Origin of the sequence: Treponema sp. OMZ 840, from assembly GCF_050937815.1 — a bacterium.
Classification (GTDB): Bacteria; Spirochaetota; Spirochaetia; order Treponematales; family Treponemataceae; genus Treponema_C.
The window spans coordinates 79,755-103,951 of the sequence record NZ_JACDIJ010000001.1; the positions used below are offsets into that span (position 1 = coordinate 79,755).

25 protein-coding genes and 2 tRNA genes are annotated in these 24,197 nt (G+C 42.4%); 2 read left to right on the forward strand and 25 right to left on the reverse strand.

Going from position 1 to position 24,197, the window contains the following annotated elements; all coding sequences use genetic code 11:
• Positions 1–10 precede the first annotated feature (10 nt).
• The 18 genes from rpoD to H0R92_RS00495 form a co-directional block, all read right to left on the reverse strand.
• A complete protein-coding gene (gene rpoD, locus H0R92_RS00410; RefSeq protein WP_432960043.1) occupies positions 11–1,792 on the reverse strand; it encodes an RNA polymerase sigma factor RpoD in 1,782 nt (593 codons plus the stop codon).
• Complete coding sequence (gene dnaG, locus H0R92_RS00415) at positions 1,792–3,579, reverse strand: DNA primase (RefSeq protein ID WP_432960044.1); 1,788 nt, start codon at positions 3,577–3,579, stop codon at positions 1,792–1,794. Before dnaG ends, rpoD begins: the two co-directional genes overlap by 1 nt.
• 3 nt (positions 3,580–3,582) lie before the next feature.
• Positions 3,583–4,680 (reverse strand): endolytic transglycosylase MltG, encoded by a 1,098-nt coding sequence (gene mltG, locus H0R92_RS00420; RefSeq protein ID WP_432960046.1) that lies wholly within the window; start codon positions 4,678–4,680, stop codon positions 3,583–3,585.
• Positions 4,670–4,864 carry a hypothetical protein gene (locus H0R92_RS00425; protein WP_432960048.1) on the reverse strand — a complete coding sequence of 65 codons (195 nt, stop codon included), beginning with the start codon at positions 4,862–4,864 and terminating at the stop codon, positions 4,670–4,672. The genes mltG and H0R92_RS00425 overlap by 11 nt, the downstream gene beginning before the upstream one ends.
• The gene (locus tag H0R92_RS00430; protein ID WP_432960050.1) at positions 4,861–5,799 is read right to left on the reverse strand and encodes an MBL fold metallo-hydrolase; all 939 of its coding nucleotides are present in this window, start codon (positions 5,797–5,799) and stop codon (positions 4,861–4,863) included. The genes H0R92_RS00425 and H0R92_RS00430 overlap by 4 nt, the downstream gene beginning before the upstream one ends.
• A complete protein-coding gene (locus tag H0R92_RS00435; protein ID WP_432961165.1) occupies positions 5,796–6,275 on the reverse strand; it encodes a YkgJ family cysteine cluster protein in 480 nt (159 codons plus the stop codon). Before H0R92_RS00435 ends, H0R92_RS00430 begins: the two co-directional genes overlap by 4 nt.
• Positions 6,276–6,351: 76 nt before the next feature.
• A tRNA-Tyr gene (locus tag H0R92_RS00440) sits at positions 6,352–6,433 on the reverse strand.
• A 21-nt stretch (positions 6,434–6,454) separates the two neighbouring features.
• A tRNA-Thr gene (locus H0R92_RS00445) sits at positions 6,455–6,528 on the reverse strand.
• Positions 6,529–6,599: 71 nt separating this feature from the next.
• Positions 6,600–8,234, reverse strand: a complete 1,635-nt coding sequence (locus H0R92_RS00450; RefSeq protein WP_432960052.1) for a glycogen synthase — start codon at positions 8,232–8,234, stop codon at positions 6,600–6,602.
• 2 nt (positions 8,235–8,236) lie between these two features.
• Entirely contained in the window at positions 8,237–8,620 is a 384-nt protein-coding gene (gene aroH / locus H0R92_RS00455) for a chorismate mutase (RefSeq protein ID WP_432960054.1), read from the reverse strand.
• A gap of 83 nt (positions 8,621–8,703) precedes the next feature.
• Positions 8,704–9,471, reverse strand: a complete 768-nt coding sequence (locus H0R92_RS00460) for an ankyrin repeat domain-containing protein (RefSeq protein WP_432960056.1) — start codon at positions 9,469–9,471, stop codon at positions 8,704–8,706.
• Positions 9,472–9,616: 145 nt separating this feature from the next.
• Complete coding sequence (locus H0R92_RS00465; protein WP_432960058.1) at positions 9,617–10,924, reverse strand: hypothetical protein; 1,308 nt, start codon at positions 10,922–10,924, stop codon at positions 9,617–9,619.
• A gap of 67 nt (positions 10,925–10,991) precedes the next feature.
• Positions 10,992–11,813, reverse strand: a complete 822-nt coding sequence (locus tag H0R92_RS00470; RefSeq protein WP_432960060.1) for a hypothetical protein — start codon at positions 11,811–11,813, stop codon at positions 10,992–10,994.
• A gap of 248 nt (positions 11,814–12,061) precedes the next feature.
• Complete coding sequence (locus tag H0R92_RS00475) at positions 12,062–12,613, reverse strand: SH3 domain-containing protein (protein WP_432960061.1); 552 nt, start codon at positions 12,611–12,613, stop codon at positions 12,062–12,064.
• Between the two features lie 244 nt (positions 12,614–12,857).
• Entirely contained in the window at positions 12,858–12,980 is a 123-nt protein-coding gene (locus H0R92_RS00480; protein WP_432960063.1) for a hypothetical protein, read from the reverse strand.
• Between the two features lie 81 nt (positions 12,981–13,061).
• Positions 13,062–13,334, reverse strand: coding sequence for a BrnA antitoxin family protein (locus H0R92_RS00485; protein WP_432960065.1), 273 nt, complete (start codon positions 13,332–13,334; stop codon positions 13,062–13,064).
• On the reverse strand, positions 13,300–13,626 hold the full coding sequence (locus tag H0R92_RS00490; protein WP_432960067.1) for a BrnT family toxin: 327 nt from the start codon (positions 13,624–13,626) through the stop codon (positions 13,300–13,302). Before H0R92_RS00490 ends, H0R92_RS00485 begins: the two co-directional genes overlap by 35 nt.
• Positions 13,627–13,842: 216 nt before the next feature.
• Complete coding sequence (locus H0R92_RS00495) at positions 13,843–14,181, reverse strand: hypothetical protein (protein WP_432960069.1); 339 nt, start codon at positions 14,179–14,181, stop codon at positions 13,843–13,845.
• Positions 14,182–14,244: 63 nt separating this feature from the next.
• Here H0R92_RS00495 and H0R92_RS00500 point away from each other — a divergent pair, with 63 nt between their 5' ends.
• A complete protein-coding gene (locus tag H0R92_RS00500; RefSeq protein ID WP_432960071.1) occupies positions 14,245–15,099 on the forward strand; it encodes a hypothetical protein in 855 nt (284 codons plus the stop codon).
• Between the two features lie 42 nt (positions 15,100–15,141).
• On the opposite strand, the gene H0R92_RS00505 is transcribed toward H0R92_RS00500, so the two are convergent.
• From H0R92_RS00505 to H0R92_RS00520, 4 genes are read right to left on the reverse strand one after another with little or no spacing between them, the layout of a single operon-like run.
• Complete coding sequence (locus H0R92_RS00505; protein ID WP_432960073.1) at positions 15,142–16,104, reverse strand: hypothetical protein; 963 nt, start codon at positions 16,102–16,104, stop codon at positions 15,142–15,144.
• Positions 16,097–18,550, reverse strand: coding sequence for a Gldg family protein (locus tag H0R92_RS00510; protein WP_432960075.1), 2,454 nt, complete (start codon positions 18,548–18,550; stop codon positions 16,097–16,099). Before H0R92_RS00510 ends, H0R92_RS00505 begins: the two co-directional genes overlap by 8 nt.
• Complete coding sequence (locus H0R92_RS00515) at positions 18,540–19,304, reverse strand: ABC transporter ATP-binding protein (RefSeq protein ID WP_432960077.1); 765 nt, start codon at positions 19,302–19,304, stop codon at positions 18,540–18,542. The genes H0R92_RS00510 and H0R92_RS00515 overlap by 11 nt, the downstream gene beginning before the upstream one ends.
• 49 nt (positions 19,305–19,353) lie before the next feature.
• Positions 19,354–20,280: a ribonuclease Z gene (locus H0R92_RS00520; protein ID WP_432960079.1), complete on the reverse strand. Its 927-nt coding sequence runs from the start codon at positions 20,278–20,280 to the stop codon at positions 19,354–19,356.
• A gap of 65 nt (positions 20,281–20,345) precedes the next feature.
• Here H0R92_RS00520 and H0R92_RS00525 point away from each other — a divergent pair, with 65 nt between their 5' ends.
• Positions 20,346–21,134: a hypothetical protein gene (locus H0R92_RS00525; RefSeq protein ID WP_432960081.1), complete on the forward strand. Its 789-nt coding sequence runs from the start codon at positions 20,346–20,348 to the stop codon at positions 21,132–21,134.
• Positions 21,135–21,196: 62 nt separating this feature from the next.
• Here the strand turns inward: H0R92_RS00525 and H0R92_RS00530 are convergent, their stop codons facing one another.
• The 3 genes from H0R92_RS00530 to H0R92_RS00540 all read right to left on the reverse strand — a co-directional run bounded on the left by H0R92_RS00530 (position 21,197) and on the right by H0R92_RS00540 (position 24,173).
• Entirely contained in the window at positions 21,197–21,544 is a 348-nt protein-coding gene (locus tag H0R92_RS00530) for an energy transducer TonB (RefSeq protein WP_432960083.1), read from the reverse strand.
• Between the two features lie 142 nt (positions 21,545–21,686).
• The gene (locus H0R92_RS00535) at positions 21,687–22,811 is read right to left on the reverse strand and encodes an Ldh family oxidoreductase (RefSeq protein ID WP_432960085.1); all 1,125 of its coding nucleotides are present in this window, start codon (positions 22,809–22,811) and stop codon (positions 21,687–21,689) included.
• 75 nt (positions 22,812–22,886) lie between these two features.
• Positions 22,887–24,173: a TRAP transporter large permease gene (locus H0R92_RS00540; RefSeq protein ID WP_432960087.1), complete on the reverse strand. Its 1,287-nt coding sequence runs from the start codon at positions 24,171–24,173 to the stop codon at positions 22,887–22,889.
• Positions 24,174–24,197 lie beyond the last annotated feature (24 nt).

The window sequence follows — 24,197 nt, forward strand, 5'->3', positions numbered from 1 at the left end:
CTATTATCGGCTAAATGTCTATATAATCGCGCAAACCGCTGGAACGGCGCGGATGCCGAAGCCGCCGGAGCGCTTTTGCTTCTATTTGGCGTATGCGTTCTCTGGTAACGTTAAAATAAAGACCCACTTCTTCCAAGGTGAGCGAATAACCGTCATCCAAACCGAAGCGCATTTTAAGAACTTCCTGTTCCCGCGGCGGCAATGTGGACAAAACCCCTTGAACTTGTTCTTGTAAAAGCGTGTAAGCGGTTTTTGTCGCCGGATTTTCGACTTCTTTGTCTTCTATAAAGTCGCGCAAAAGCGAATCTTCTTCTTCTCCGATGGGCGTTTCGAGCGAAATAGGTTCGCGCGCAACGTTTTTCACTTGTTTAACGCGGGAAACGGGCCAGCCCAATTGGTTTGCAATTTCTTCATCGCTCGGTTCGCGTCCCAAACGCTGCATAAGCTGCCGCGATTCACGCACCACCTTATTGATTTGCTCTATCATATGGACGGGAACGCGGATTGTACGCGCTTGATCCGATATGCTGCGCGTTATAGCTTGACGTATCCACCAGGTTGCGTAAGTCGAAAACTTATACCCCTTGCGGTATTCGAATTTTTCTACCGCTTTAATAAGACCGATGTTTCCTTCCTGTATCAAATCGAACAGCTGCAAACCGCGGTTTGTGTATTTTTTTGCAATAGATACGACTAAGCGCAGGTTGGCGTTTATCAGACGGTTTTTCGCTTCTTCCATCATTTTACGGCCGGCATTGATTTCTTGGGCCATACTCATAATGTCCTGCACATTGTTTTCGAATTCGCATTCAAGGCGGCGAAGCTTACGGTCGATTTTTTGAATTTGTGTGTATACGTCGCGGATTTCATCGGCGCTCATACCTAATTCTTCTTCAAGTTTTGCACGTTCGGATTTTATGGCAACCTTTTTTCCGAGCGTACGCAGTTGACCGTAGTCGCTGATCCGTAAATCCTTTGCTTTTTTTTCTTGGCGATGCCGGTAATCTTGAATACGGAATGTAGCGTCCATAAAGCGCGCCGAAAACCGTTCGATTTCTTCCGATTGAATGTCGATGTTTTGCAAAAGCGGCAAAATATTTTTACGCAAACGCACCAATTCGTCGTCGTCAAAAATATTTTTTGTGGGGTCGGCTTCATAAAGCTGTTTTTTTAAGGCAACATATTGACGCATTTCGGATAAAATGGGTTTTAGATGTTCACCGTATGCGGTCCGCAAACGTCTTTTTTCGGCCATTTCTTCGTTGATTTCTTTACGGGGTCTGCCGCTTTCATGAATGTCGATGCGCGTATACGCTTTTTGGGCGACAAAATAAAATTCGGGTATCATCATGCCCGAATTCTTTATGACATTTTTTATAATATTTTCGCCGTCTTCCATTTTTTTTGAAAGCTGTACTTCCTGTTCGGCAGTCAATAAATGTTCTTTTCCTATTTCGCGCAAATACAGGCGTATAGGATCGTCGCTTCCCGAATCTTTTTCATTGTTAACCAAATGCTTTCGTCTGCTTTCATCGATTTTAATTTCATCGGTAATGGTTTCTTCTTCAATAAGGTCATCGGGGTCGTCTTCTTCGGAAGGGTCCTCTTCTACAAGCTGTATATTATTTTTTTCCAGCAGTATCAGAATTTCTTCCATACGATCGGAGATAATTATTTCCTGCGGAAGGAATTCATTTACGTCTTCCCATGTGATTATTTGTTTTGCTTTTCCGTGCTCAATAAGTTTTACGACGGCAGGATCCAGTTCCTGATCTTGATCTTGATCCATCATCAATAAGTACCCTTTAAATTATTTAATTCTTCATCTATGTTCATTTTTTCCGTTAAAAGAGTGTTGAGTTCCCGCATCGTTTCCGGAGAACCGTCATTTAAGTAACGAATTCTGTTCACAATACGATCGCGTTTGCGTTTTAAACTGTTTTTGCGAATCAAACGTATACTGTCATCGACTGCTTGGCGGGAATTAAGGGTGAATTCCCCGGATGTAACCGCTTTGGCTATCATAGTACGTATTTCACCGCTGCAGCGCTGCAATATACTGTCGGAACTGACCGCATCTTCTCTAAAACACTCTTCCAATGTAACGAACATATCCCGTGCTATTGCATCATCAAAATCATCGGCAGTAAGAGAGGAACGCATTATACTGAAATAATCGGGATTGGCAATAACAGCAAGAACAGAGCGCATTTCGGCGTTAGGTTTAAAACCTCTATTTGAACGCTGTACTGTATCCGGTTCCCTAACCTCCAGTCTTGTGCGTGCAGATTCACGGTTTACATAATCGGCTCTTACCGCTTCAGGTTTTAACTGCAATGCCTGACATAATTGTTCAAAACACGATTCTCTATGTATGTCCGATTGCAGAGCGTCCAAATACGGAAAATAGGCTAAACATATTTTTGTTTTACCTTCGGGCGTATGTGCCGGATATTGGCGCATCAGATCGGATAATAAAAAATCACCATCTAATATAGCATTTTTAACAAAATTTGTCAACGTTTCGGCTCCCGACTTTAATAAAATTTCCGCCGGATCTTTGCCTTCATTGAGCACAATAATTTTTACCGATATATTGTTTTTTCTGCACAATAAAACGGCCTTATATGTGGCCTTTTTGCCTGCCGCATCGGAATCGAAGGAAAGATAAAAAGTGTCGGCAAAGGAACGCAGTATGTGCACTTGTTCTTCGGTCAAAGCCGTTCCCAAAGGCGCAACCGCATTTTTTATGCCGGCTTGATGATACGCGATTACATCCATATATCCTTCACATAAAATAACCGTTTTCGAAGAGCGTATGTGCTGTTTTGCCGCATAAAAAGCGTAGAGTGTTTCGCCCTTTTTATATTGTATGAGTTCGCCGGAATTGATATATTTCGGTCCTTCACCGGATAAAAGCCGTGCGCCGAAAGCTACTACCCTGCCCTGTCTGTTTTGAATGGGGAACATAAGACGGTTTGAAAAAAAGGATATGTCCGGATATTTTTTTGAAAATAAGCCCGATTCACTTAGAAATTCGTCGCTGTAATTTTTTGACTTTAAAAAATTTTTAAGCCAATAACGGTCGGCGGGTGAAAAACCGAGTTGAAACTCTTCAATGCTTTTATCGGAAATGCCGCGCCGTTTAAGATACTCCAAAACCGGTTTTCCCATATCGGCGGACGTTAAAAAAAAGTGATAAGTTCCGCTTACCCGCTCGTATAAGTCTATGTATCGGTCTTTTGAATTTTTTAAATCCTGCTCGATGTTTATATTGCCGTCCTCGAAGATAACTTCGGCACCGCATTTTTTTGCCAAAAATAAAACCGCTTCGGAAAAATTGACTTTTTCCATTTCCATATAAAAGTTTATGAGGCCGCCGCCGACACCGCATCCGAAACAGTGGTACATTTTACGCTCGGCATTTACATGAAATGAGGGCGTTTTTTCGTTGTGAAAGGGACAGCAGCCCCACCACTCTTCTCCGCGTCTTTCCAGCCTTGTATATTCGCCGACAAGGGCAATCATATCGGTGCGTGCGTTTATTTCATCTATAGTGTGCGGTGAAAATTTCGCCATAGGCTATTGTGCCGTCCGTTTTGTAGGTATGGGGGCAGCTTCTTTATGGCTGTCGAAATTTTCGGTAAAAATATGGCTTCCTTTTGTGCTGTCGGTAAGCCTAAAGTAATAATAGCTTGTTTTAGGCGGTGCGGCGGCGGCCTTCAAAGCGGTTAAGCCCGGATTTGAAATGGGACCGGGCGGTAAGCCCGCCCACTTATATGTATTATAGGGGTTGTCGATTTTCGTATCCTCTATTTTGATTAGTTCCGGATGTTCTCTGCCTTCAATTTCCGTTAAAATATAGACAAGGGTCGCGCAAGAATATAAACCGATATTTTTTTTCAGTCTGTTTACAAAAACGCTTGCAATCAGGGGCGCTTCTTCCGGAATACGGTATTCGCGCTCGATAATCGAAGCTAAAATAACGATATTATGTAAATCCTGTGCCGTTTGATTGTTTTTATCGTTCAGCTCGCTTAAGCTGCGTATTTTTGTGAAAAAATTGTTTGCCAAAAGCCGTACTACTTTTTCCGCGTTCATTCCGTAATCGAAATTATACGTGTCGGGAAAAAGATAGCCTTCGAAAGAAGCTGCCGGAATGCCGAATTCGTTAAGCAAATCGGTTTTGTGTGCGGCTTGTATAAAATCCTGTGCGGATGTAACGCCGTTTTTTTCAAGAATTTCGGCGATTTTTCGCAGGGTAAGACCTTCGGCCAGGGCTACGCTGATGTATTCTTGACGCCCGGATTGCAAAAGCGCGCATATTTCGGAAACGGACATACCTCCGTTTATTTTATAGATACCCGCTTTTAAAAATATCCGTTTAAACCGTCCGTACAGGTAAAAAAAATCGGCCGAACGGATTATACCCTGTGCTTTTAAATCGCGCGCGACCGTACGCAATGTCGCTCCGCTTGCAACAATCATGCGGTATTCGTCTGTTTCGGTACCCGTATCCGAAGCGTCACTTTTGTTCGAATCGGTACTTTTGTCTGAAGCGGCTAACAGGGGCACAAAGGCATGATAGGCGTACAAGGCATAGGCCGCCGCCGGAATACAAATCAAAAGCAGGATTGCACATAAAACCGTGTATTTTTTATTTTTCTTTTTATTTTTCATTAAAATCTTCATTAAAAAACCTTTCCGCTTCTTCAATCGTCATGGAATTATAAATGCAGGATTCGAGAAAAGAAAAAAAATTCTGCAATTCTTCCGGAAGACTGTCTTCGTGTTTGCGAAAAAATAAAGCAAGCTGCTTTATTTCATGCAAGGAAAAACGGTATTCGCCGGTTCCGGTTTTCATAAATGGATTTCCTGTCCCTCTATTGCCAAATGAACCGTCACTTTTCCGCCGCACACATAATCGGAATACCATTGTGCGGATTTTAATATTGTGTGTACTTTTTTATCATCGTACATGGGTTCGTGATGAAATAAATATAAGTGTTTTATATGCCAAAAAACGGCAAAATCGATGGCATAACAAAAAGCCGAGTGCCCCCACCCTTCTTTTTGTGCCGTTTCTTCGACTGTGTACTGGGCATCCAATACCAAAACATCGGTATTTTCAAAAAAGGCGATATTTTCTTCGGTACGATCAAAATCGATTTGTCTGAGTTCCACATCGGTTGCGTAGATAAAGCGTTTGCCGTTTTCAATAAACAAATACGAATGGGAGCCTCCGGGATGGAACATCGCTTTTGTCATAATTTGCATGCCGCCGATGGTAAAGGGCACGGAATCTTTAATATCGTGCCAGATAATTTGTTTTGTTAAAGACTCGATGGGAACGGGAAAAAACGGCGGCTGCATTTGTTCTTTTAAAAAACGGCGCATGTTCGGATAATTCGAATAAATATTCAAAACCGTATCGGGTTTATATGCCGGATCGAAAAAGGGCAAACCTTGAATATGGTCCCAGTGAAAATGCGAAAATAAAAGATGAAAAACCTCATTTTGATTTTTTGTATATTGCTTGCCGCACATACGGATGCCGGTTCCCGCATCTAAAATAATATGATCGCGGTTTTCGTTTGTGATTTCCAAACATGCGGTATTGCCGCCGATAGTTCCGTATAAATATTCGGGCAGGTTTGCAATAAAGTTTTGGCGTGCGTTTTCCGATTCCAAATCGCGTACCGAAATTCTGGATACAACGGCAACTATTTTCGATTGTATTTGAGCTGCGGTTATAGGGGTTGAAATAGAGCCTCGTACGCCCCAAAAACGTATTTTCATATTTCCGTCCCGTCCGTATTTAAGATACGGTTTATTTCCGTATATGTCAGCGGATTGTTTTTTTCGTATTTTTCGTGCAAATGTTCGATTTCTTCGGCACTGTACAGCTTGCCTCGATTTATGCCGGGGCAAGCCGCCGCTTCGGATTCCCATGTATGCCGGTTTTGTAAAATAAAAGACCAAAACGGATAGGTGGAACACTGAATGGGTCTTGCACCGTATGCCGTACAGCCGTTATTCCATAAAATACAGTCATAACCGGGTTTTTCCCGCAACGAAAGCACCTTTTTGCCCTCCGCATTATATACAAAACGGCAGTATAAACGTATAAATTCCGCCGCTTTCAAATTAAACCATTTGCAAAGATTTGTCAAATCGCTTTGGGAAAGATATACGAATCCCGGCTCCGCTCGGCAGCAATGCGAACAACGAGTACAGGAAAAATGTAAACCCTGCGAATAAAAGGTATCGGCCATATCACTACATAATCGGTACATAAATCGATCACAATAAAAAAAAGGCTATTCCACTGGTTTACAATGAAATAGCCTTTGGGGAGAGAAGGATTCGAACCTTCGAAGGCGGAGCCAACAGATTTACAGTCTGCCCCCTTTGACCGCTCGGGAACCTCCCCGTATATTCTCAGTTCACAGCAAGCCAACTCAGGGATTCGAACCCTGGACCCCGAGATTACAAATCACGTGCTCTGGCCAGCTGAGCTAAGTTGGCGGTAACGAACGTGTAACAATCTACACTAAGATGAAAAAAAGGTCAATAGTGAAAAGGGGTAAATTGTATTTTTAAACATTTTTACACACATTTTCATAGAGCGGAATATATGCAGTACTTATGATTTTTTTCCATGAATATTCGTTTTGTACGTATTGTGCGGCTTTAGCGGCGAGGGCGGTAAAAAAATCGGGATTTTTTTGTTTTTTGGCGGCCAATGCCGATAAAATCCGCGCAAGCGTATCCGGCGTATTGTCGGCATATAAAAAACCCGTTTTACCGTCTACTATTTTTTGCAAACCGCCGCATGCATGGGCAATCGGTATGGTACCGTACAGTTGTGCAATAAAATCTTCCAAACCGCAGGGTTCGAAAATACTGGGCAGTACTATAAAATCGGCTACCGCAACGCATAATCGGGCTGCCGAACGTTCGTAGCCGCGAAGATACAGGTATTTACCGGGGAATTGGTCTGCCAAAGCTTCTTGCTGTTTTTCCAATTCGGTGTTTCCCTGCCCCGTTACGATAAATCGCACGTAATCACAGTTTTTTAATACGATTTTTGCCGCGTCGGCTAAAATATTCGTTCCCTTTTGATGAACCATCCGTCCGTGATACGAAAAAAATACCGTTTTATGTAGGCCGTTTGTATCCGGCATTGTCGAATCCGGTATCGGCATTGTATCGGGCGGCAAAAGAAAACCGTATTGTTTTAATTCCGGGCGATTTTTTTTATGAAACGGATTCGAATAATACTCGATAAATTCTTTACGGCATCTATATTTACCGGTAAAGTCGCCGGCCGAAGGATTGAATGTGTGCGGAAGCATTGAAACGCTTATGTTTGCAGGATTGTATGTATCGTATTCTATGCCGTTTGTGATGCCCGTAATCCGGGTGTTGCGCCGTGCAAAAACCGCCGAAAGCCCCCCGGAATTGGCATCGCGGGGATCCGTCAGTTCTTTTGCATACCAAGGCGATACCGTTGTAAGCTCGGCATACGGCTCGGCAAGAAGATAGGGTTCGCAGCACCCTGAAATCACGCAGCCGTCAAAAAGATGTTCCGGCAACTGCAAAAACAAAGCCGCCCTGTCCTTGTCTATTTCGTGCCGATAGGCATTGCCCGCATTGTGAATTGTCAAAACAAAACGGGTCGTATTATATGTGTTATCATATAAGGCATCATTACGGGCTATAAACGGAATAAGGGCGGCGGCGGCATCATGACAGTGAATTATATCGGGGATTGAGTTGCGCTTTATATCCTTTGCGGCACACAAACGCCCGTATTCGAGAACTCCTTTTTGAAACAAGACGTTCAGTAAAAGCGCATCTTCATGGCCTTTTCCCTGCATATGACGGTGATTTAAACGTTCTTCGGCTTCCGTATAGGTATAAACGCCACTTTTTTCCGTAAAAAGCGAGTGAATAATAAAAACAAAGGAAATATGGTGAAAAAGCCCTTCGGCAAAATGGAGCGTGTATTCGCGGTTTTCGGCTTTTATACGGGCGGCATGTTCACGGATTTTAAAATCGCGTATTTTTTGCACCGCGGTGCAGCCGTATAGAGGAATAAATACGCAAACGTTAAAGTTATTTTGATACAGCTGCTCGGCTAAAGCCCTTACGACATTTTTAACGCCGCCGGCTTCGGCAATACCCGCATATTCGCGGCTTACAAGCCAAATCGTTTTTTGTTCGTTCATTTTTATTGCCGGCCGCTTCCCGTTTTTGCCAAGTCCGGCCGCAGTTTTTGCGCTTCGCCCGCATATACATGAACGGGTTTGCCGCTGCAATAAGCGGTAATGAGCACACGTATCGTTTTAGGCATAGAACCGCTTATTTGCGGCTCGGCCGAACAAAAAAGAGCCGTATGCGTACACAAACCGTCTTGGCGCAAAGCGGCTGCCGGGTTCAAACAGTCCAAATCTTGTGTAAGCGTAAATTGAAGCGATACAATATCTTCTTCTTCTTCTATAGCATTTTTTTCAAAAATTTCGCGAATTAAAGCACACACAGCGTGCCGAAGCTCATCCGGATTGTTTTCCGTACACACCGCCCCGCGTATGCCGTATAACCGTTTTGTATGCATGAGATTCATTGTACTCTCTATACATAAAAAATGTCAACGTACAATTTTTGTATATACACCGCACTTAATACCTATAAAATTATTTAATATGTCAGCCCTTTGATTTGTAATTTCAACTCATCGGCAATCCATTTTGCAGTATATCCTTCATTGTCAACAATACTTATATCCGCTCCGTGTTCTATTAAATATTCACAAATATCTATTCTACCGTTATTTACCGCATACATAAGAGCGCTGCATCCTATGGAATCTATAGCGTTTACATCTATTTTACGGTTAACCAAGAACTTTACACAATCAAAATGCCCCATTATAATTGCGCCGAACAAAGCCGTTGAATTATCTTCATTCCTTATATTTATATCTTTTGTTTTTTTATATATCATATCAAGTACCTCTACATTTCCTGACATTGCTGCACACGACAAAGGAGTTGCTTTTCCCTTATTTGTAAAGACTTCAAGATTTATATTATATTTTAACAATAATTTAATAGCATTTATATTTTCTTCAATTATTGCTGTAAAAAGGATTGAATCACCACTATAAGGTGACAAAGCATTAGGATTAGCGCCTTTTTGCAACAAAAATTCTGTGATATCATCTTTATGAAGAATTATACTACTTTCCAAAGGATTTATCATAAATAACCCTTCAAGACCGTATTGTTCTACCGATCGGGGGCCGAATCTCTTATAATATCTTTTTACACCCTCCAAATCTCCGTTTTCCAGATACTTTGAATATTCGGCAAAATCTTCCAATGTAGGAAACTCTTCCTTGCAGGAAACAACCGACAAAACCGATATCACAATCAGTACATATAAAATTATTCTTTTTACATTCATTTATTTACAACTCCATGCAAAATTTGATTCCCAGCCGCAAAAATCATTTTTTTTTCGGAAACATATCTAAAATATGCAACAATACTTAAGTATTGCATAAAAAGTCGCAACTGATACACTTAAGAAACCTTTCGTTATTATACATTTATCTACTTTTTTCCAACATATCATAAAATTCCAGCTTTCCTGTCTGAGTGTTTTTTCTTCTTGTTATTACAGCTTCTTCTACATAACTGTAGTCAGACAAAAGACGGTAAATATGGACACGGCCTTGGTTCTCTATCTTGGGGATAACGCCCTTCCAACCTTCTTTATGGGCTTTTGTTTTCAACTTTTCTCTTTCGACAATATTATCATAGATTGATTTATCGGAAAGTATCATAAACTCATCTGTAATATAGGGAACTGCGCTAATAAAGCCGGCGGATTTATAATCAAAGGTATTTATCAGATTAATACCGTTTTTATTCATCGTATATAGTTTTACTCCCTCTTGTCCCGTTGTTATGAATTTGTTATCGTACGAATCAAAATTATAAGCAGCCTCGATAGTCCATAGAGGTTTTCCCGTATCGCTTTTAACATCAAAAGCAAATAGTTCTTCCGAATCATGTACAATAATTATATCGTCGTTTTTTACAAATTTTTCACCGAAACTTCTGCCCGCCGCATATTCTATAAAATTTTCAGCTGCAATTATTTTTTCCAAAATATAATCATTGTCTATTTTCTTATAAAAATATACTTTTCCTTCAGCACTCTTAGGAGGCTCTTTTACTCTTATTTGGCTTTTTGAGATAATATAACGATTGTAAGCGGAATCGGAAATTATTACCTCATCTTTACGTATTAATGTATAGTTTCCGAAAACACCCTCGTTATCTTTATCAGGCGAATGAAATTTATACTTTAATTTTATTTGTCTTTCAGCCAATTCATATAAATATACCTTTCCCGCATTATCTCCAACCAATAATTTATTTCCGCCCAATGAAAGCGAACAACAATCATCGGTCATAAGAATTTTTTTGCCTTTTTTCCATTTCCCGTCTTTAGTATCCTTATAAAAAGTAAATACACAGCCGGGCATAATACTGAAATTGCTAACCCCTACAGCTAAATAGTCATCGGATACAGCTAAATACATCGAATCATAATTTCCAAGTCCGATATTACTTACATTAAATAAGTCCTTTTGAACCCATTTATCACCTTTTTTCTCAAGTAATAATACATATGCTACAGAGTTATTATATGCCGAACTTCCGATAGCAAGTGTATTGCCATGCACTGCTACCGAGTTTCCTGTTACCAAATCGGCTTCAAAATAAAAAGGTATTATGCTATAAAAAAACAGTAAATAAATAACTATGGGCAGTATAAGTATTACTACTAAAAGCACTATAAATTTTTCCAAACAGCTCGAACATCCTTTTGCCGTTTCAGTTTTCATCCGTTACCACCTGTATTACTGCTGCCTGTAAATACCAGTCTAATAGTTGTATGCGATTTTGATAACATTACCAGAACACTTCACTAAAAAGCTCTTCCAAAATATCACTATGGATAAATAATTCTTCTGCACTCATGCCCGTCTCCGCCATTGCGGGGAAAATAGATAACCAACCGTAATGTTTACCGGGTGTCGTGACAAGACCATCATAAGGATCTGGGAGAGTGTAAATAATTCTATATCTGCGACACGGTGTGGGGTGCCAAAATTTCGGATAATTTTTTCCATATAGCTTTAATTTATAATTACTTTGTCCAAAAGGTATCGCCGCAACCGGACCGATACTGTACCCCTGCGGCGATAGATCGTTTACATCTATCAATTCATATTCCTGTGGCTCGTATGGTTCAAAAACTCTTCTTTCATCTATCCAATACATAAAACCATGCATTTGCACATAAAGAATCCCGTTGCGAATATACCATGTTCCCATTTCAAAACTCGCATGCCCCTTTTTTTTATCTATTGCCATTTGTCTGCTAGTAATAAACAAATGATTCGGATAAAAAACATACGTCGGTTCCAGCCCGGCAGTAACAATCATTTCTAACCAACGCCCTAATATTTGAGATTCGATTTCATCTAAGTTATATAAATGTTCATATGCTTTAAATTCATCCCAGAATTTAACACCGATCGGAATTGAGCCTTCTCTGCTGAATTCCTGCAACTGTTCGTAAGTATAGAATTTCCTTGCAACCCGCTCTTTTTCCGCTTGTTTTTTATCGTCAATAACTACATACACCACCATAATTAAAAATAATGCGATACATACGGCCAATAGAATCAAAAGAATCTGTAGTATTTTCTTTACTATCTTTTTTATCATAAAGTACCTCTATTTTACCACCGTATAAAAGCGAACATAGTTCTACCGAAAACGGCACATATCGTAAAAATAAACAATATGGAAATTATTGCAATTATTTTTTTCCCGTTCATAACGTTTTCTGCCATCTTTAACTTATCTCCGGTATTAAAGTCGCGGGGCGGCCGTATTTCTTTTAAAGATTATTTCGGAAAACCCCGAATATGTTGAAAGAATATTACTCGGCAATTTATAAATACCGCATCATTTTAGAAAGCTTGCGCTCCCTTGTCCGCTCCCCCTTCGTTACCCTCTTCTATATCCAAATACTTGCCGTATACCCAGCCGTCGGGGTAGTTTTCGCTTTGTACTTTGTACCAATACCACGTTTCCCCTGCTATTACAAAAGGTTGTTCGCTTTTATCTTTTATTTTTACCTTATCGCCTTTATTTAAGAAGCCCCATGTATCGCAGTCCAAACTGGGCTTTACACGTAAACGCACGCGGCTATCGTTCAAAACGGCATTTTGTACGGGTATGCGGGCAGGACCGGATATGCGGTACCATGGATAATCATATATTTTTCCTCTTCCAACAGACCTATATACCAACATTGTATCATCGTCTAAAAGTTTTAGAACAACTTCCAGAGCAAATCGCCCTTCTTTCGATAATTCCAACATAACAGTACCGTTTTCCAATATCTCTGTTTTTGTTACATCAAAGATGTTTCCGTCCCAATATTCCCCAATCCCATCGTCGTTAAGAGCAATGCTGATTCCATACCTGCTATTGTTTTTACCATGATTTGAGATTTTCAAATCATATACAAATTGGTGTATCCAAAACCCGTTTAAATCAGTAACATCGTATGAATATACGGATGCTGATAAAATACATATAACAACTATGAAAACTATTGCTACCTTATTATTTTGCATATAAATAAACCTCCACAGGTTCAGGAATTCCTATTATACGGGTGTTTTTCTTTGGGTGCAAGGGTTTGATTGGCTTTGTGAAGCGGTTGGTATCCACTGTTCCGGCATAAAAACTAACATTTTGTCATCTTTGCCCGCAGTGCTTTACCCTTTGTTTCGGCAGATTAAGTATTATTATAAGGCTTGATTCAGTCTTTTTTGATATCCTTTTTATTTCATCGAGCGTCATAGTTACTGTAGTACTCATTTATTTCCTCCTTTTCTGCAAAACGTGCGCAAATTATCCTGATATTCTCATTACGTTCGGTATATAAAATTAATGCAAATTTTAACTTTGCGGTATTTGGCAGTTATTCATCCGTGCCCAACGTAAAACATAATTTATTCGAGTTTGATAGTCTTTTTTACCAAAGCTTTGAAGCCAATCAAGATTATCAATATCAATGCTAAACATCATAGCTTTTTTAGGGAGCTTCCGGTATTTAAAATATCCTCTGGCAAAATCTTCTTCCGTCAATTCCGGTATATCGGTCAAATCGATTTCACTGTCGGGTTTCCCGTTTGCTTCACACTTGGCGATATAATCTTCTAAGTCTTTCAAAGTATACCTCCCGCTCTTTTCGTGTTGCATCACGAGCTGAAATTATGTGTATACGTTTTTCATCCGTATAACTTACTTGCAAGACAATATACCTATCTGCAATACTTCCAAGTCCCAAATATCTGGTTTGTTTTTTCGTCGAATGTTTTATATCAAATATTTCATAAAAAAAACGGTCATTAAAAACAGGTAAAATTTCTCTGAATGTGTAGCCGTGCTTGGCAACATTACCTGCTTCTTTTTCAGACCACCACTCAAAACGACCGTTTATGATTAACTTACCTTTTGGCACTTGTCTACTCTGTTAGCCTATTTTATCATACATGTCTAAAAAAATCAACGAAAATAAGATTCCGTATAAGGAAACCGATTTTCAGGTATCACCGGCCATAATTCTGCAATAAAATGCTGCTTTCACCACAGTCTAACAAGTTCCGATATATATTCATCCGTTTGTTGCGGATTAAGTAAAATTTTTCCTATCCTACTTTTTTCACGCAAATGCAAATCATTTGGCAAAAAAAAGTACGCCGCTTGTAAACAAAAGCTGCGCAAAACAAACGATAAAGAAAAAAATGTATAAAACCAAAAAAGGTATAAGCCGTTTATTTTTAGTTTTAATAAGATATACTACAATTTGCACAAAGCCTGCACATAAAAAACAAAGCAAGCCGGCAGATACAAAGCGGACTATGTTCAATAATAATTTTTGGTTTTCATCGGAAAATTGCTGACGGTTTCCGGCAGCGTAGAAAAAAAAGATAATAAGCGAAAAAGAAAACAAAAACAAAATACTGCGGTTTGTAATTTTAAAAAGAAAGGGTTTTCGTTTTTTGCGGTTTTTCACCTTGCATATCCTCTTATAAGACTATATACTACCGATAGAAACGACTTTAGGCAAGGCAAAGGTATGAAAAAAAAATCAATTGTATCGCTGATTATTCTTCTCTTATGTGCGGCAGCCGTATTTTTTATCGGATGGGTTCCTTTTAGAATTCCTGCGGGAAATTACGGTGTTATGGAATCGAAAACCGGCGGCGTGTATGAGCGTGTTATACAGTCCGGCCGATTCGACTGGCGGTGGGAACTTTTGCTGCCGACAAACGCAAAAATACACGTATTCGAAAATACGCCCGTTAAAACCGTCAAACACATTTCCGGAAGCTTGCCTTCGGCCGATTTATATTCCAATTTGCTTGAAGGAAAGCCCGATTTTTCATACCGATTTTCGATTACCGTCAATGCACAAATGGCACCGGAAGCCCTGCCTGTCCATTTTGAAAAAAGCGGTTCCCTTTCTCAAGATGAATTGCACGCATACCTTACCGGCGAAACGGAAAACATCGCCCGCGATACGGCCCGCTTTGTTCTCGATAAAGCTTTGGAAAATCCCTCCTTTGTGCTTGAAGCATCGGTTTCCGATACGGAACTCTTGCGCGGAATTGCCGCCGAAAACCGCTATCCGGGCATAATAATTTCGTCTTTGCATATCGACGAACTGCGCATTCCGGACACCCGTTTGTACAATGCCGCACAAAGCGCTTATACCGTATATCAAAACGCACTCAAAGAAAAATTGGAAAAAACGGCCCTTGCGCAATCGAGTCAGGGAGCGTCTGATTATTTGGAATTGGAACGCTTATCGCGCTTAGGACGTATTTTATCCGAATATCCGCTTTTAATTGAATTTTTATCCGTCAGCAAAGGAAAAAACGTTACCCTTGAATTGCCGCAAAATCCCAAAATAAGCGGAGAAGAACGCTGAAAAAGGCCGCCGGGCCTTCCTTCAAAAGTCCCGTACCGGGCGTCAATATGCCTGAACCTCAGGGGCGGCGCTGATATCTATACCGATATTTGCGGCAGTCCACGCGCTTATTTCAAGGGCGTAATCGAGAACGGAAGGAACGACGATAAAAGTATCGCCTGCAGGATATATAAAAATGCCGGTGTTTTCTCCGTTTGAAAAAACCGCCCGTATTTCGTAGGATTTTTTACTTTCGGCAAAAAACGATGTATGCGGTTTTGCTCCGATTTTGGACGTGCGTGCGGAAAACACATTATAAACCGCTTTTTCGAAGCCCGTATCGCCTGAAGCAAAGGTTTTTTGCGTATACAAATTTCCGCCTGCCTCATATACGCTGTATACGAGTTTTTGCACCTCATCCCTGCTTTTACCGCCCCGTGCGTAATCCGAAAAAAGCGTACCGTCCGCCCATAAAGCGGGATAGCTTAAAAAAGTCGACAAATCGCCGTCCGCAGCATAAATCTTGCCCGTATCCGTACTTATAAGCGTTTTTGCGGCATTTTCGCCTTTTTGTACATAAAAACGTGAAAAAAGCCGCTCGTCCCGCAAAAACTCAAAGCCGAAAAAGTCGTCGTTCGGCTCAAAAAAGGGGCTTTTATGCATGTTTTGAGCGTTATTGTCTGAAATTATATACATGATGCGAACTTTTCTTGAAACATCGAGCAAGGCGGCAATCTGCCCCTTATCGGCGGGAAACAGTATTTTTCGGTCCCTTGTGTCCGTATATTCGCCCGTCCACATTGCAGGCACAAAGTCCGTTTTGCGCAAAATAAGCTCGTTTTGGCCGTTTTTATGCCGTATACGTATCGAATTTACTTCGGCCGCATATTTGGGGTTTAAAAGGGCTGTTTGCACTTCTTTTAGGTTTTTACCGTTTTTTTTAAAGAAGTTTCCCGCAATGCCCGTACATAAAAGCACAAAGCACATACCGTATATAGCCTTTGTAAAATCGGGTTTTTTATGCATTTTTCCCCCGTTTTCGGCCGTTTTGAGGGGTAAAGGGCGGTTTTTCGCTGCCGGAGGTACCGGTGCTGTAAACGGCATAAGGTGCATAAGCGTGCTTTTTGCGGTAAAAACGCACTAAGATAAAAAAAACGCCGAAAGCCGCGCAGCACCATAGAAATAGGCATATAAGCGTTATGCGCGCTTTTTGCGCAAATTCGGCCGAATTCGGCGCTTTTACGCGGTAATCGGTAAAGGCGCGGTTTTTTATTGACAATAAGCCCTGTTCGCCGGAAAGCCGTAAAAGGGCGTTTACGGCAAAATCGAAGTTATAAAAAGCGCCCGTATACTCAACCATACGCGACAAAAAGTATTGGTCGGCAACGGCAATTATGCGCGCGCCGGAAAAACCGTCTTTGTATGCCGTATCTGCAGCGCAAACAACCGGAAAGCCCCTGTGTTCTTCTTTCGGCATAAAATCGGCGGCAAAAAAAGGATTCGTATTATACGCTTTTTCGGCATTGTCCAAGGGTTCCTGCAAGCGCGATAAAACGCTTGTATGAGCCAAAACGGTTGTATCGGTTGTATCCGTGCGTATATATGAGGGCCAAAACAAATCGAGGCCGCCGAAAGCCGTACAAAGCGGATCCGTCTTTTCCGCATTGTCGGTGCGGATTTGTACAAAAAACGGATAATCGATTTCTTCATACGCTTCGGCAATACCGCTTTGCGTTCCGCCGCCGCTTTGTTGACGCAGCATACGAATGCTCGCACAGCTTGCGTCCGCAACAATCGGGTTTTGTACGGAAATGCCGTATTTTTCAAGCAAGGACAAAAACGGATTTTGAGCAAGCGGTTTTAATTCCCATGTATGTAAATCGGCTTCGTGGGCGCTTACCGCGCATAAAAGCGAACCGCCCGACGCTAAAAAAGCATCGAGGCTTTCGCACTGCGCTTCGTTTAAAGCCGAAGAGCCGACAATTAAAAGCGGTTCTTTGTGCGGTAAAAGGCGGCTTGTATCCGTTTGCCCTTCGGCTTCGCCCCCGAACCCGGAAAAATCGGAAAGCGATTCGAGCATTGCAGGCTCCAGTATGCGCACGGCAAAACCGGCAGCTTCCAGCCACTGTGTAAGGTAGGGATAATCGGCTTCAAGGCTTAAACCGTTTGCAATAAGAACGCCCACTGAGCGCCGGGCATGAGAGCCGGCAGGGGAACTGTCCTGCGTTATAAGGGGCAGCATATCGGCAATAGCGAATTCGGCGTCAAAGGGCGTCAGTACAAAGGGAATGACGCTTTTTTTTGCCTTGTATTCGAGGACGATACCCGAATATACCGACAGCGCTTCCTTATTACCGCCGAAAGCGGTATCGCCCCCTCCCGATAAAGCCGCATTTTCCAAAATCTGCGGAAAAACGCCTGAATCTTGGGCGGCCTTTTTTTCCGTATCGGTTTTTACACGCACAATGCGCACTGCAATATCCTTCGATATGTCTGCGTAGTTATACAAAAACTCTTTTACATCGTCTATAGCAGGATAACGGTATGCAAGTTCCGAAGAAACATAATACGAAATCGTCAAGCGATTGTGTAAAATGGAAACGGCTTCCCTACTCGCCTCGGATAAACTGTAGCTTCGCCCCCTTGTCAAATCGGTTCGACCATAAAAGATACGGCTGTTCCACAATACAAGGGCGTACAATAAAAAAAGGGCCGTATATTTTGAAAACAGGGCTTTTTTATGCGGATTTTTCGAAGATGCCGAATACCGTCCGTATTCGACAATAAAAGCGCTTATGCTTAAAAATAAAAGCGTTACGCACAGATAAAACAATATATCGCGGCTGTCTATAATGCCCTTTCCCGCAGCGTCAAAATGCCGTGAAAACGATAAAAAGCGCATAAGTGCTTGTACGCCGGAATGTGAACTCAGGGCAGCCCCCCGGTGAATGAGGGCGGTAAAAGAAAATACAAGTGCCGAAAGTAAAAAAGCCAAGGGCTTGGAGCGGCACACAAGGGAAAGCGCTTGAGCAATGGCAATCATGGCGGAAAAAGCGCACAAAATGCCTATATAGCCGGTACACACAACCGAATATTCGACTGTACCGAAAAAGGAGGCGGCAAAGGGAGCGGCCGCCGACACAAGTAAAAAAAAGGACAAAAAAATAAGGGCGGAAAGCCATTTTGACAGGGTGCGCATAAACGAGGATACGGGAAGTACCGTATAAAAATCATAGGCCGTCCATAAACTCATCGTTACTGCGGGAATGCATAAAATCGATATAAGGGGCATGGGCGCAAAAAAAGAGCGCATATCGGTCGAACCTGCAAGCGGTACAAAAAAACGGCGCAGTATAAAAAAATTTATAAAACAAAACAGGGTAAAAAAAATACCGCTTGCACGGGCTGCAGGATTTAAAGAAAGAGAAAACAAATCGCGGCGTAAAAGGGCGCCGAAGGCTTTATGACGCATCCGGGCATTCTCCTTCGGTTATGCGCAAAAAAGCATTTTCCAAGCCCTGTACGCCCGTTTGACGGCATAATTCGCGCGCACTTCCCTGTGCGGCAAGATGTCCCTTGTGAAGAATAACGATTTTTGCACACAGGTTTTCCATTTCGTGAATAAGGTGGGTTGAAAACAACACGGTTTTGCTGCGGCCCAAATCGGCGATAAGGGCGCGCATTCGGGCGCTTTGGGAGGGATCTAAGCCGGAAGCAGGCTCGTCGAGTACAAGAATCGGCGGGTCGCTTAACAGGCTGCGCGCCAAAGCGGTGCGTTTTTTTTCACCGTTTGAAAGAAAAGCTATTTTTCTGTCCGCCAAGGATTCCAAATCGCACAGTGAAACAACGCGCTCAAGCGCTTGTGTGCTGTTTTTTATCCGTGTGCCGCGCTCGCTTTGTTTTTTTTCTTGCGCCGCACAGAGTATAAGGGCTTCGTGATACAAAAATTCGTACACCGTCAAAAAGGGAGGAAAAACGTTTTGCTCGCCCATAAAGCCGACCGATAAAGCCGCTTTTTCGGGAAAGAGCGCCGTATCGATACCGTTTACAATGACGCGCCCCGAATCGGCGCGGTGAATGCCGCATACCGCTTTTAAAACGGTGGTTTTACCCGCCCCGTTTAAACCGGCAAGGGCGGTTACGCTTGCACGCTCGGCGCAAAACGACAGGTTTTCAGCCGCCCTGCGCCGTCCGTAGCTTTTTGAAAAATCTTCCAATACAATCATACCGCCCCGTATTATCTTTTATCAGTGCTCCGCACCGCGTATTAAAATCTTAATCCTTATAGGGGATTTCAAATATCATCCTGTCCTTTGTAAGAACCGTTTCTTTAAAAACCGCTTGGGCTTCAAAAAGTAACTGTTTTAATTCGCCGTCCGTATAGCGCGGGCTGTAATGAATAAGACCGAGTTTGTCGACTTGGGCATCTTTTGCGATTGTTGCAGCCTGTACGGAAGTCATATGCTTTTTTTCGGCCGCCTGATCTGCAAATTCCTTGGTAAACATTCCTTCGCAAATAAGTAAGTCAGAACCGCGCACTTCTTTTGCTATCGACGGAAGATAGAGGCTATCGGTTACATAGCTGAATTTTCTTCCGCGGCGTGCAGGCCCCAACACTTCATCGGGGAACACGTGCCTGCCGTCGGGAGTAACGACGCTTTCTCCGTGCTGGAGTTTCGACCACATCGGGCCGACCGGAACGTTCAATTCCTTTGCCTTTTCCGGTTTGAACTCGCCGGGTCTGTCCAATTCTTCCAAAGTATAGCCGACGCAGGTTTTTGTATGCTTGAGGGGAAAGGCGCGCACATAAAAACCGTCGCCTTCATAGCATACGCAGGGCGCTTCTATTTCCTTTACGATAATCGGATAATTGATGTACATGTCGAGGACGGAACGGCTCGATTCTATATATTCGGCAATTTTCGGCGGTCCGTAAATATAGAGCGGTTCGTCGCGCTCTACCTGCGACGAGAGCATCAATATTCCCGGAAGACCCGTTACATGATCGGCATGGGTGTGGCTGACAAAAATCGCATTTATTTTTTTCCATTTGAGATTAAGCCGGCGAAGCGACACTTGAGTCCCTTCTCCGCCGTCGAATAAAAAAAGCTGCCCTTCGCGCCGCAATAATACCGATGTTAAATGCCGGTACGGAAGGGGCATCATCCCGCCGCATCCCAATACAAAAGCTTCAAGATTCATAGACTTCAGTATAGCTTAAAAACGGAAACATTGACAAGCGGGAACAAAACGGATATACTGCGGTTATGGCCTGTGCATTTCTGATTATAGACCCGCAAAATGATTTTTGCTCTCCCGACGGAGCTTTATTCATTCCCGGTTCGCCGCAGAATTGCTCAAACACGGCCGCTTTTATCCGAAAAAATGCGGCGCATATAGATTCAATCCATATTACGCTTGATTCTCATCCGTCTTATCATATAGCCCATCCGGTTTTTTGGAAAGATGCCGACGGTGCAGTGCCGCCGCCCTTTACTCAAATTACCTATAGGGATTTTGCAGCGGGAAAATTCCGTCCGATTGATGAGGCTGCCGCAGCAAAAACCGAAAAATACCTTCAGGAATTGGAAGCAAAGGGGCGTTACAATTTAATATTATGGCCGCTTCACTGTCTTCAGGGAACCGGCGGTATGGCCGTTGAAAAAAACATATGGCAGGCGGCACACGATTGGGAACTTGCCCACCCGTTTTGCAATATCGACTATACGACAAAGGCTTCGAATGTATATACCGAACATTACAGCGCACTGCAAGCCGAAGTACCCGACCCCGAAGACACTTCAACCTTAATGAATTTTACGCTTATCAATAAATTAAAAAAAGCGGACCGTATTATTATTGCAGGCCAAGCTTTATCGCACTGTGTTGCAAATACGGTGCGCGATTTATCGGCATTTATACCGCCTGCGTCATTTGTTTTATTAAAAGACTGTACGTCCCCCGTTGCGGGTTTTGAAAAAAATGCTCAGGTTTTTGTCCAAGAAATGGAAAAGCGCGGTATGACGACAAGTGTATCCTGCGAATTACAGCTTTAACACCGAAACGCTTTTCGTACCGAAATCGGCTTTACTGCAAAGGCAGGCCTAATTAATACGGCTTAATAACTTTTCATAAAACGTATCGGAATAGAAAAAGTCGTATCCTGAGGCACGCCGTTTTCCACTGCCGGAAGGCAGTGCGGAATATTTCGGATAACGTTTTGGGCCGCCTCATCGAGTATTTTGTGTGCAGACTTTATAATTACAATATTTTCAACGGTACCGATTTTAGTAACGGTGAATCCAATATGCACTACACCGTGAATACCTTCTTCCAAAGCTTTTTGAGGATATACCGTATTTTGTGCAATGTAGCTGTAAATGCTCGCACCGGTTTCGGCGATAAGAGGCATAGGTCTGTCTTTCGGCAGTGTTTTACATGCTGATATTCCGCTTATAAAAAGCAAGATCAGAGTACAGGATACAATATGTTTTATTCGGTTGTTTTTTAAACAGTCCAAAATAACAGTCCGGCATAAAAGGTATTGAGGCCGGCAAAAAAGCGCTTACTTTTTTAGCGCCTTTTTGCCGGCCCCGGTTCGAATCGGCTTATTCGAAGTCGAATTTATAATTGAGTTTGTAATGGTTGCGGAGGTCAATCATTACTTTTTGCAAAGACGGCGGAACGGGGCATCCGTGTTCTTTACGGTACAGCCATGCAAGGTGTTCTTTTTCGCCTGCGGTATAGATTCTGTCGTGGCCGGGAGCCTTTCTCGAAGCGCGTAATTCGCGCAAAATGCCGCCGGTAACTTTTTTAAAGACTTCCAAGCCCATAAAGCGCTCCGGATCGATGGCGATAAAAAAGTGTCCTAAAGGATAGGGAGTTTGCTTTCCGTTTGCGTCGATTCCGTTCAAAGCCTTTAAAAAGGGGCCGTTTTGCAATGCTGCACAAAGGATTTCCACAACGGTTGCATAACCGAAGCCCTTATAACCTCCCGTTTCATCTCCCAGACCTCCCAGCGGCGTTAAAGCGGCCTTACCCTTAGTTAAGTCGACCAAAACCTGCTGTGTGTCGGTTCTCGTGTTGCCGTTTTCGTCGATTACCCAGCCTTTGGGAAGCTCTTTTCCGGCCCGGCCGTACACTTCGATTTTTCCGCGCTGACTTACGGATGTGGCGCAGTCCAACACAAAGGGAAATTCTTCATCGGTGGGCATACCGAAGGTTAAGGGGTTTGTTCCGAGCATGTTTTCAACGCCGAAGGTCGGAGCAATGGACGGGCGCGCATTTGTTCCGGTAATGCCTATCATACCGGCTTGGGTTGCCATCGTTACATAGTAACCGGCGATACCGTAGTGTGTGGAGTTTGTAACCGCCACCATTCCCATACCGTATTCTTTTGCTTTGGCGATTGCCATCTCCATAGCTTTGTGGGAAACGACATGGCCCATACCGTTATTGCCGTCCAAAACGGCGGCGGTTTTATCGTCTTTTAAAACATCTATCTTTGTAACCGGATTTAAAATCCCGGCTTGAATGCGGTCGATATAAATCGGTTTTAAACGTCCGATACCGTGAGAATCGATTCCTCTTTTGTCCGATTCAATCAATACGTCGCCGATGATTTTTGCATCTTTTTCGGGAACCCCGGCGGCTTCCAAAACATCGGTCATGAATTTTTCAAGATACTCAAAATCCATCCAAATGCAGTCTTTGTAGGCATCTTCATACGCCATTTTATTACCTCCAATTAAAATTTCCGATCTGCTATATAGTTATAGCCGGAAAATTGTTTTCCGTCTATAGACATATTATATAAATAAATTCGGAATAAACAAGGCAACATTTTTCGAATATGTTACCAAAAGCAATACGCATAAAAGAGCTATAATAAAGGGCCAAATCTCTTTTAAAAACTCTTCAAGCTTTACATTCACAATAGAACAAACCGTAAACATCATCGAACCGAACGGAGGGGTGAGGCCTCCGATCATAATGTTGACGATAAAAATAACGCCGAAATGCAGAGGATCCACACCCAAAGCTTTTACGGCAGGAACCAAAAGAGGCGCTAAAATAACAAGGGCGGCCCCCCCTTCGATAAACATGCCGATAAATAACAAAAGCACGTTTATTACCATAAGCAGGATAAAAGGATTTGACGTAAAATTCATCAACATTTCGGTAATCATTTGCGGAATCCGTTCGAGCGTCAAATAATAACCGAACACCTTTGCACTTGCAATGATTATCATAACCGCTCCGGTACTTTTAACCGTTTCCATTAAAATAAGGGGTATATGGTGCAGTTTTAACTTTTTGTATATAAAAAATCCTACGATAAAGCAAAACAGCACGGCAATGCCTCCGGCTTCGGTGGGAGTAAACATGCCTACGCGCATACCGAGAATAATACCGAAGGGAATTGCAAGCGCCCAAATCGATTTAAGAGATTGTTTTCCTATTTCCTTAAATGTCGCACGGCGTTCCCGTGAGGGAGCATAGCCTCTTTTTACCGAAACGATATGGACTGCAATCATTAAGGCGGCAGTCATAAGAATACCCGGCGTATAACCGGCAAGAAACATATCGCCGACCGGAACGTTTGCAATAAGGGCATACAAAATAAGATTTGTGCCGGGAGGAATAACCGGACTTACCGCCGACGAAGCTGCGGTAATAGCTGCGGCAAAGGGTTTTGAAAATCCCTTTTTAATCATTTCGGGAACAAGAATTTTGGATTCCATCGCAGCATCCGCATTTGCCGAACCGGAAATGCCTCCCATCAAGGCGCTTAAAATACAGTTTACCTGTGCAAGACCGCCTTTCATATGACCTGCCAACACTTCGGCCATATTCATAAGCTGTTCGCTTATGCCCGAATAATTCATAACCGAACCGACCATAATAAAAAGCGGCACGGCTAAATACGGAAAAGATTCTATCGATGTAACGAATCGCTGAATAACCATATTCATCGGCATTGTGTTGTTTAAAAAAACAAAATAAAACAAAGACGAGCCGATAAGAGCAAAACCGATGGGAATATCTAAAAAAAACAGTATAAATAAAATTATAATCGGATAAAACGACTCCATATTTCCTCCTAAAAACCGCACAAA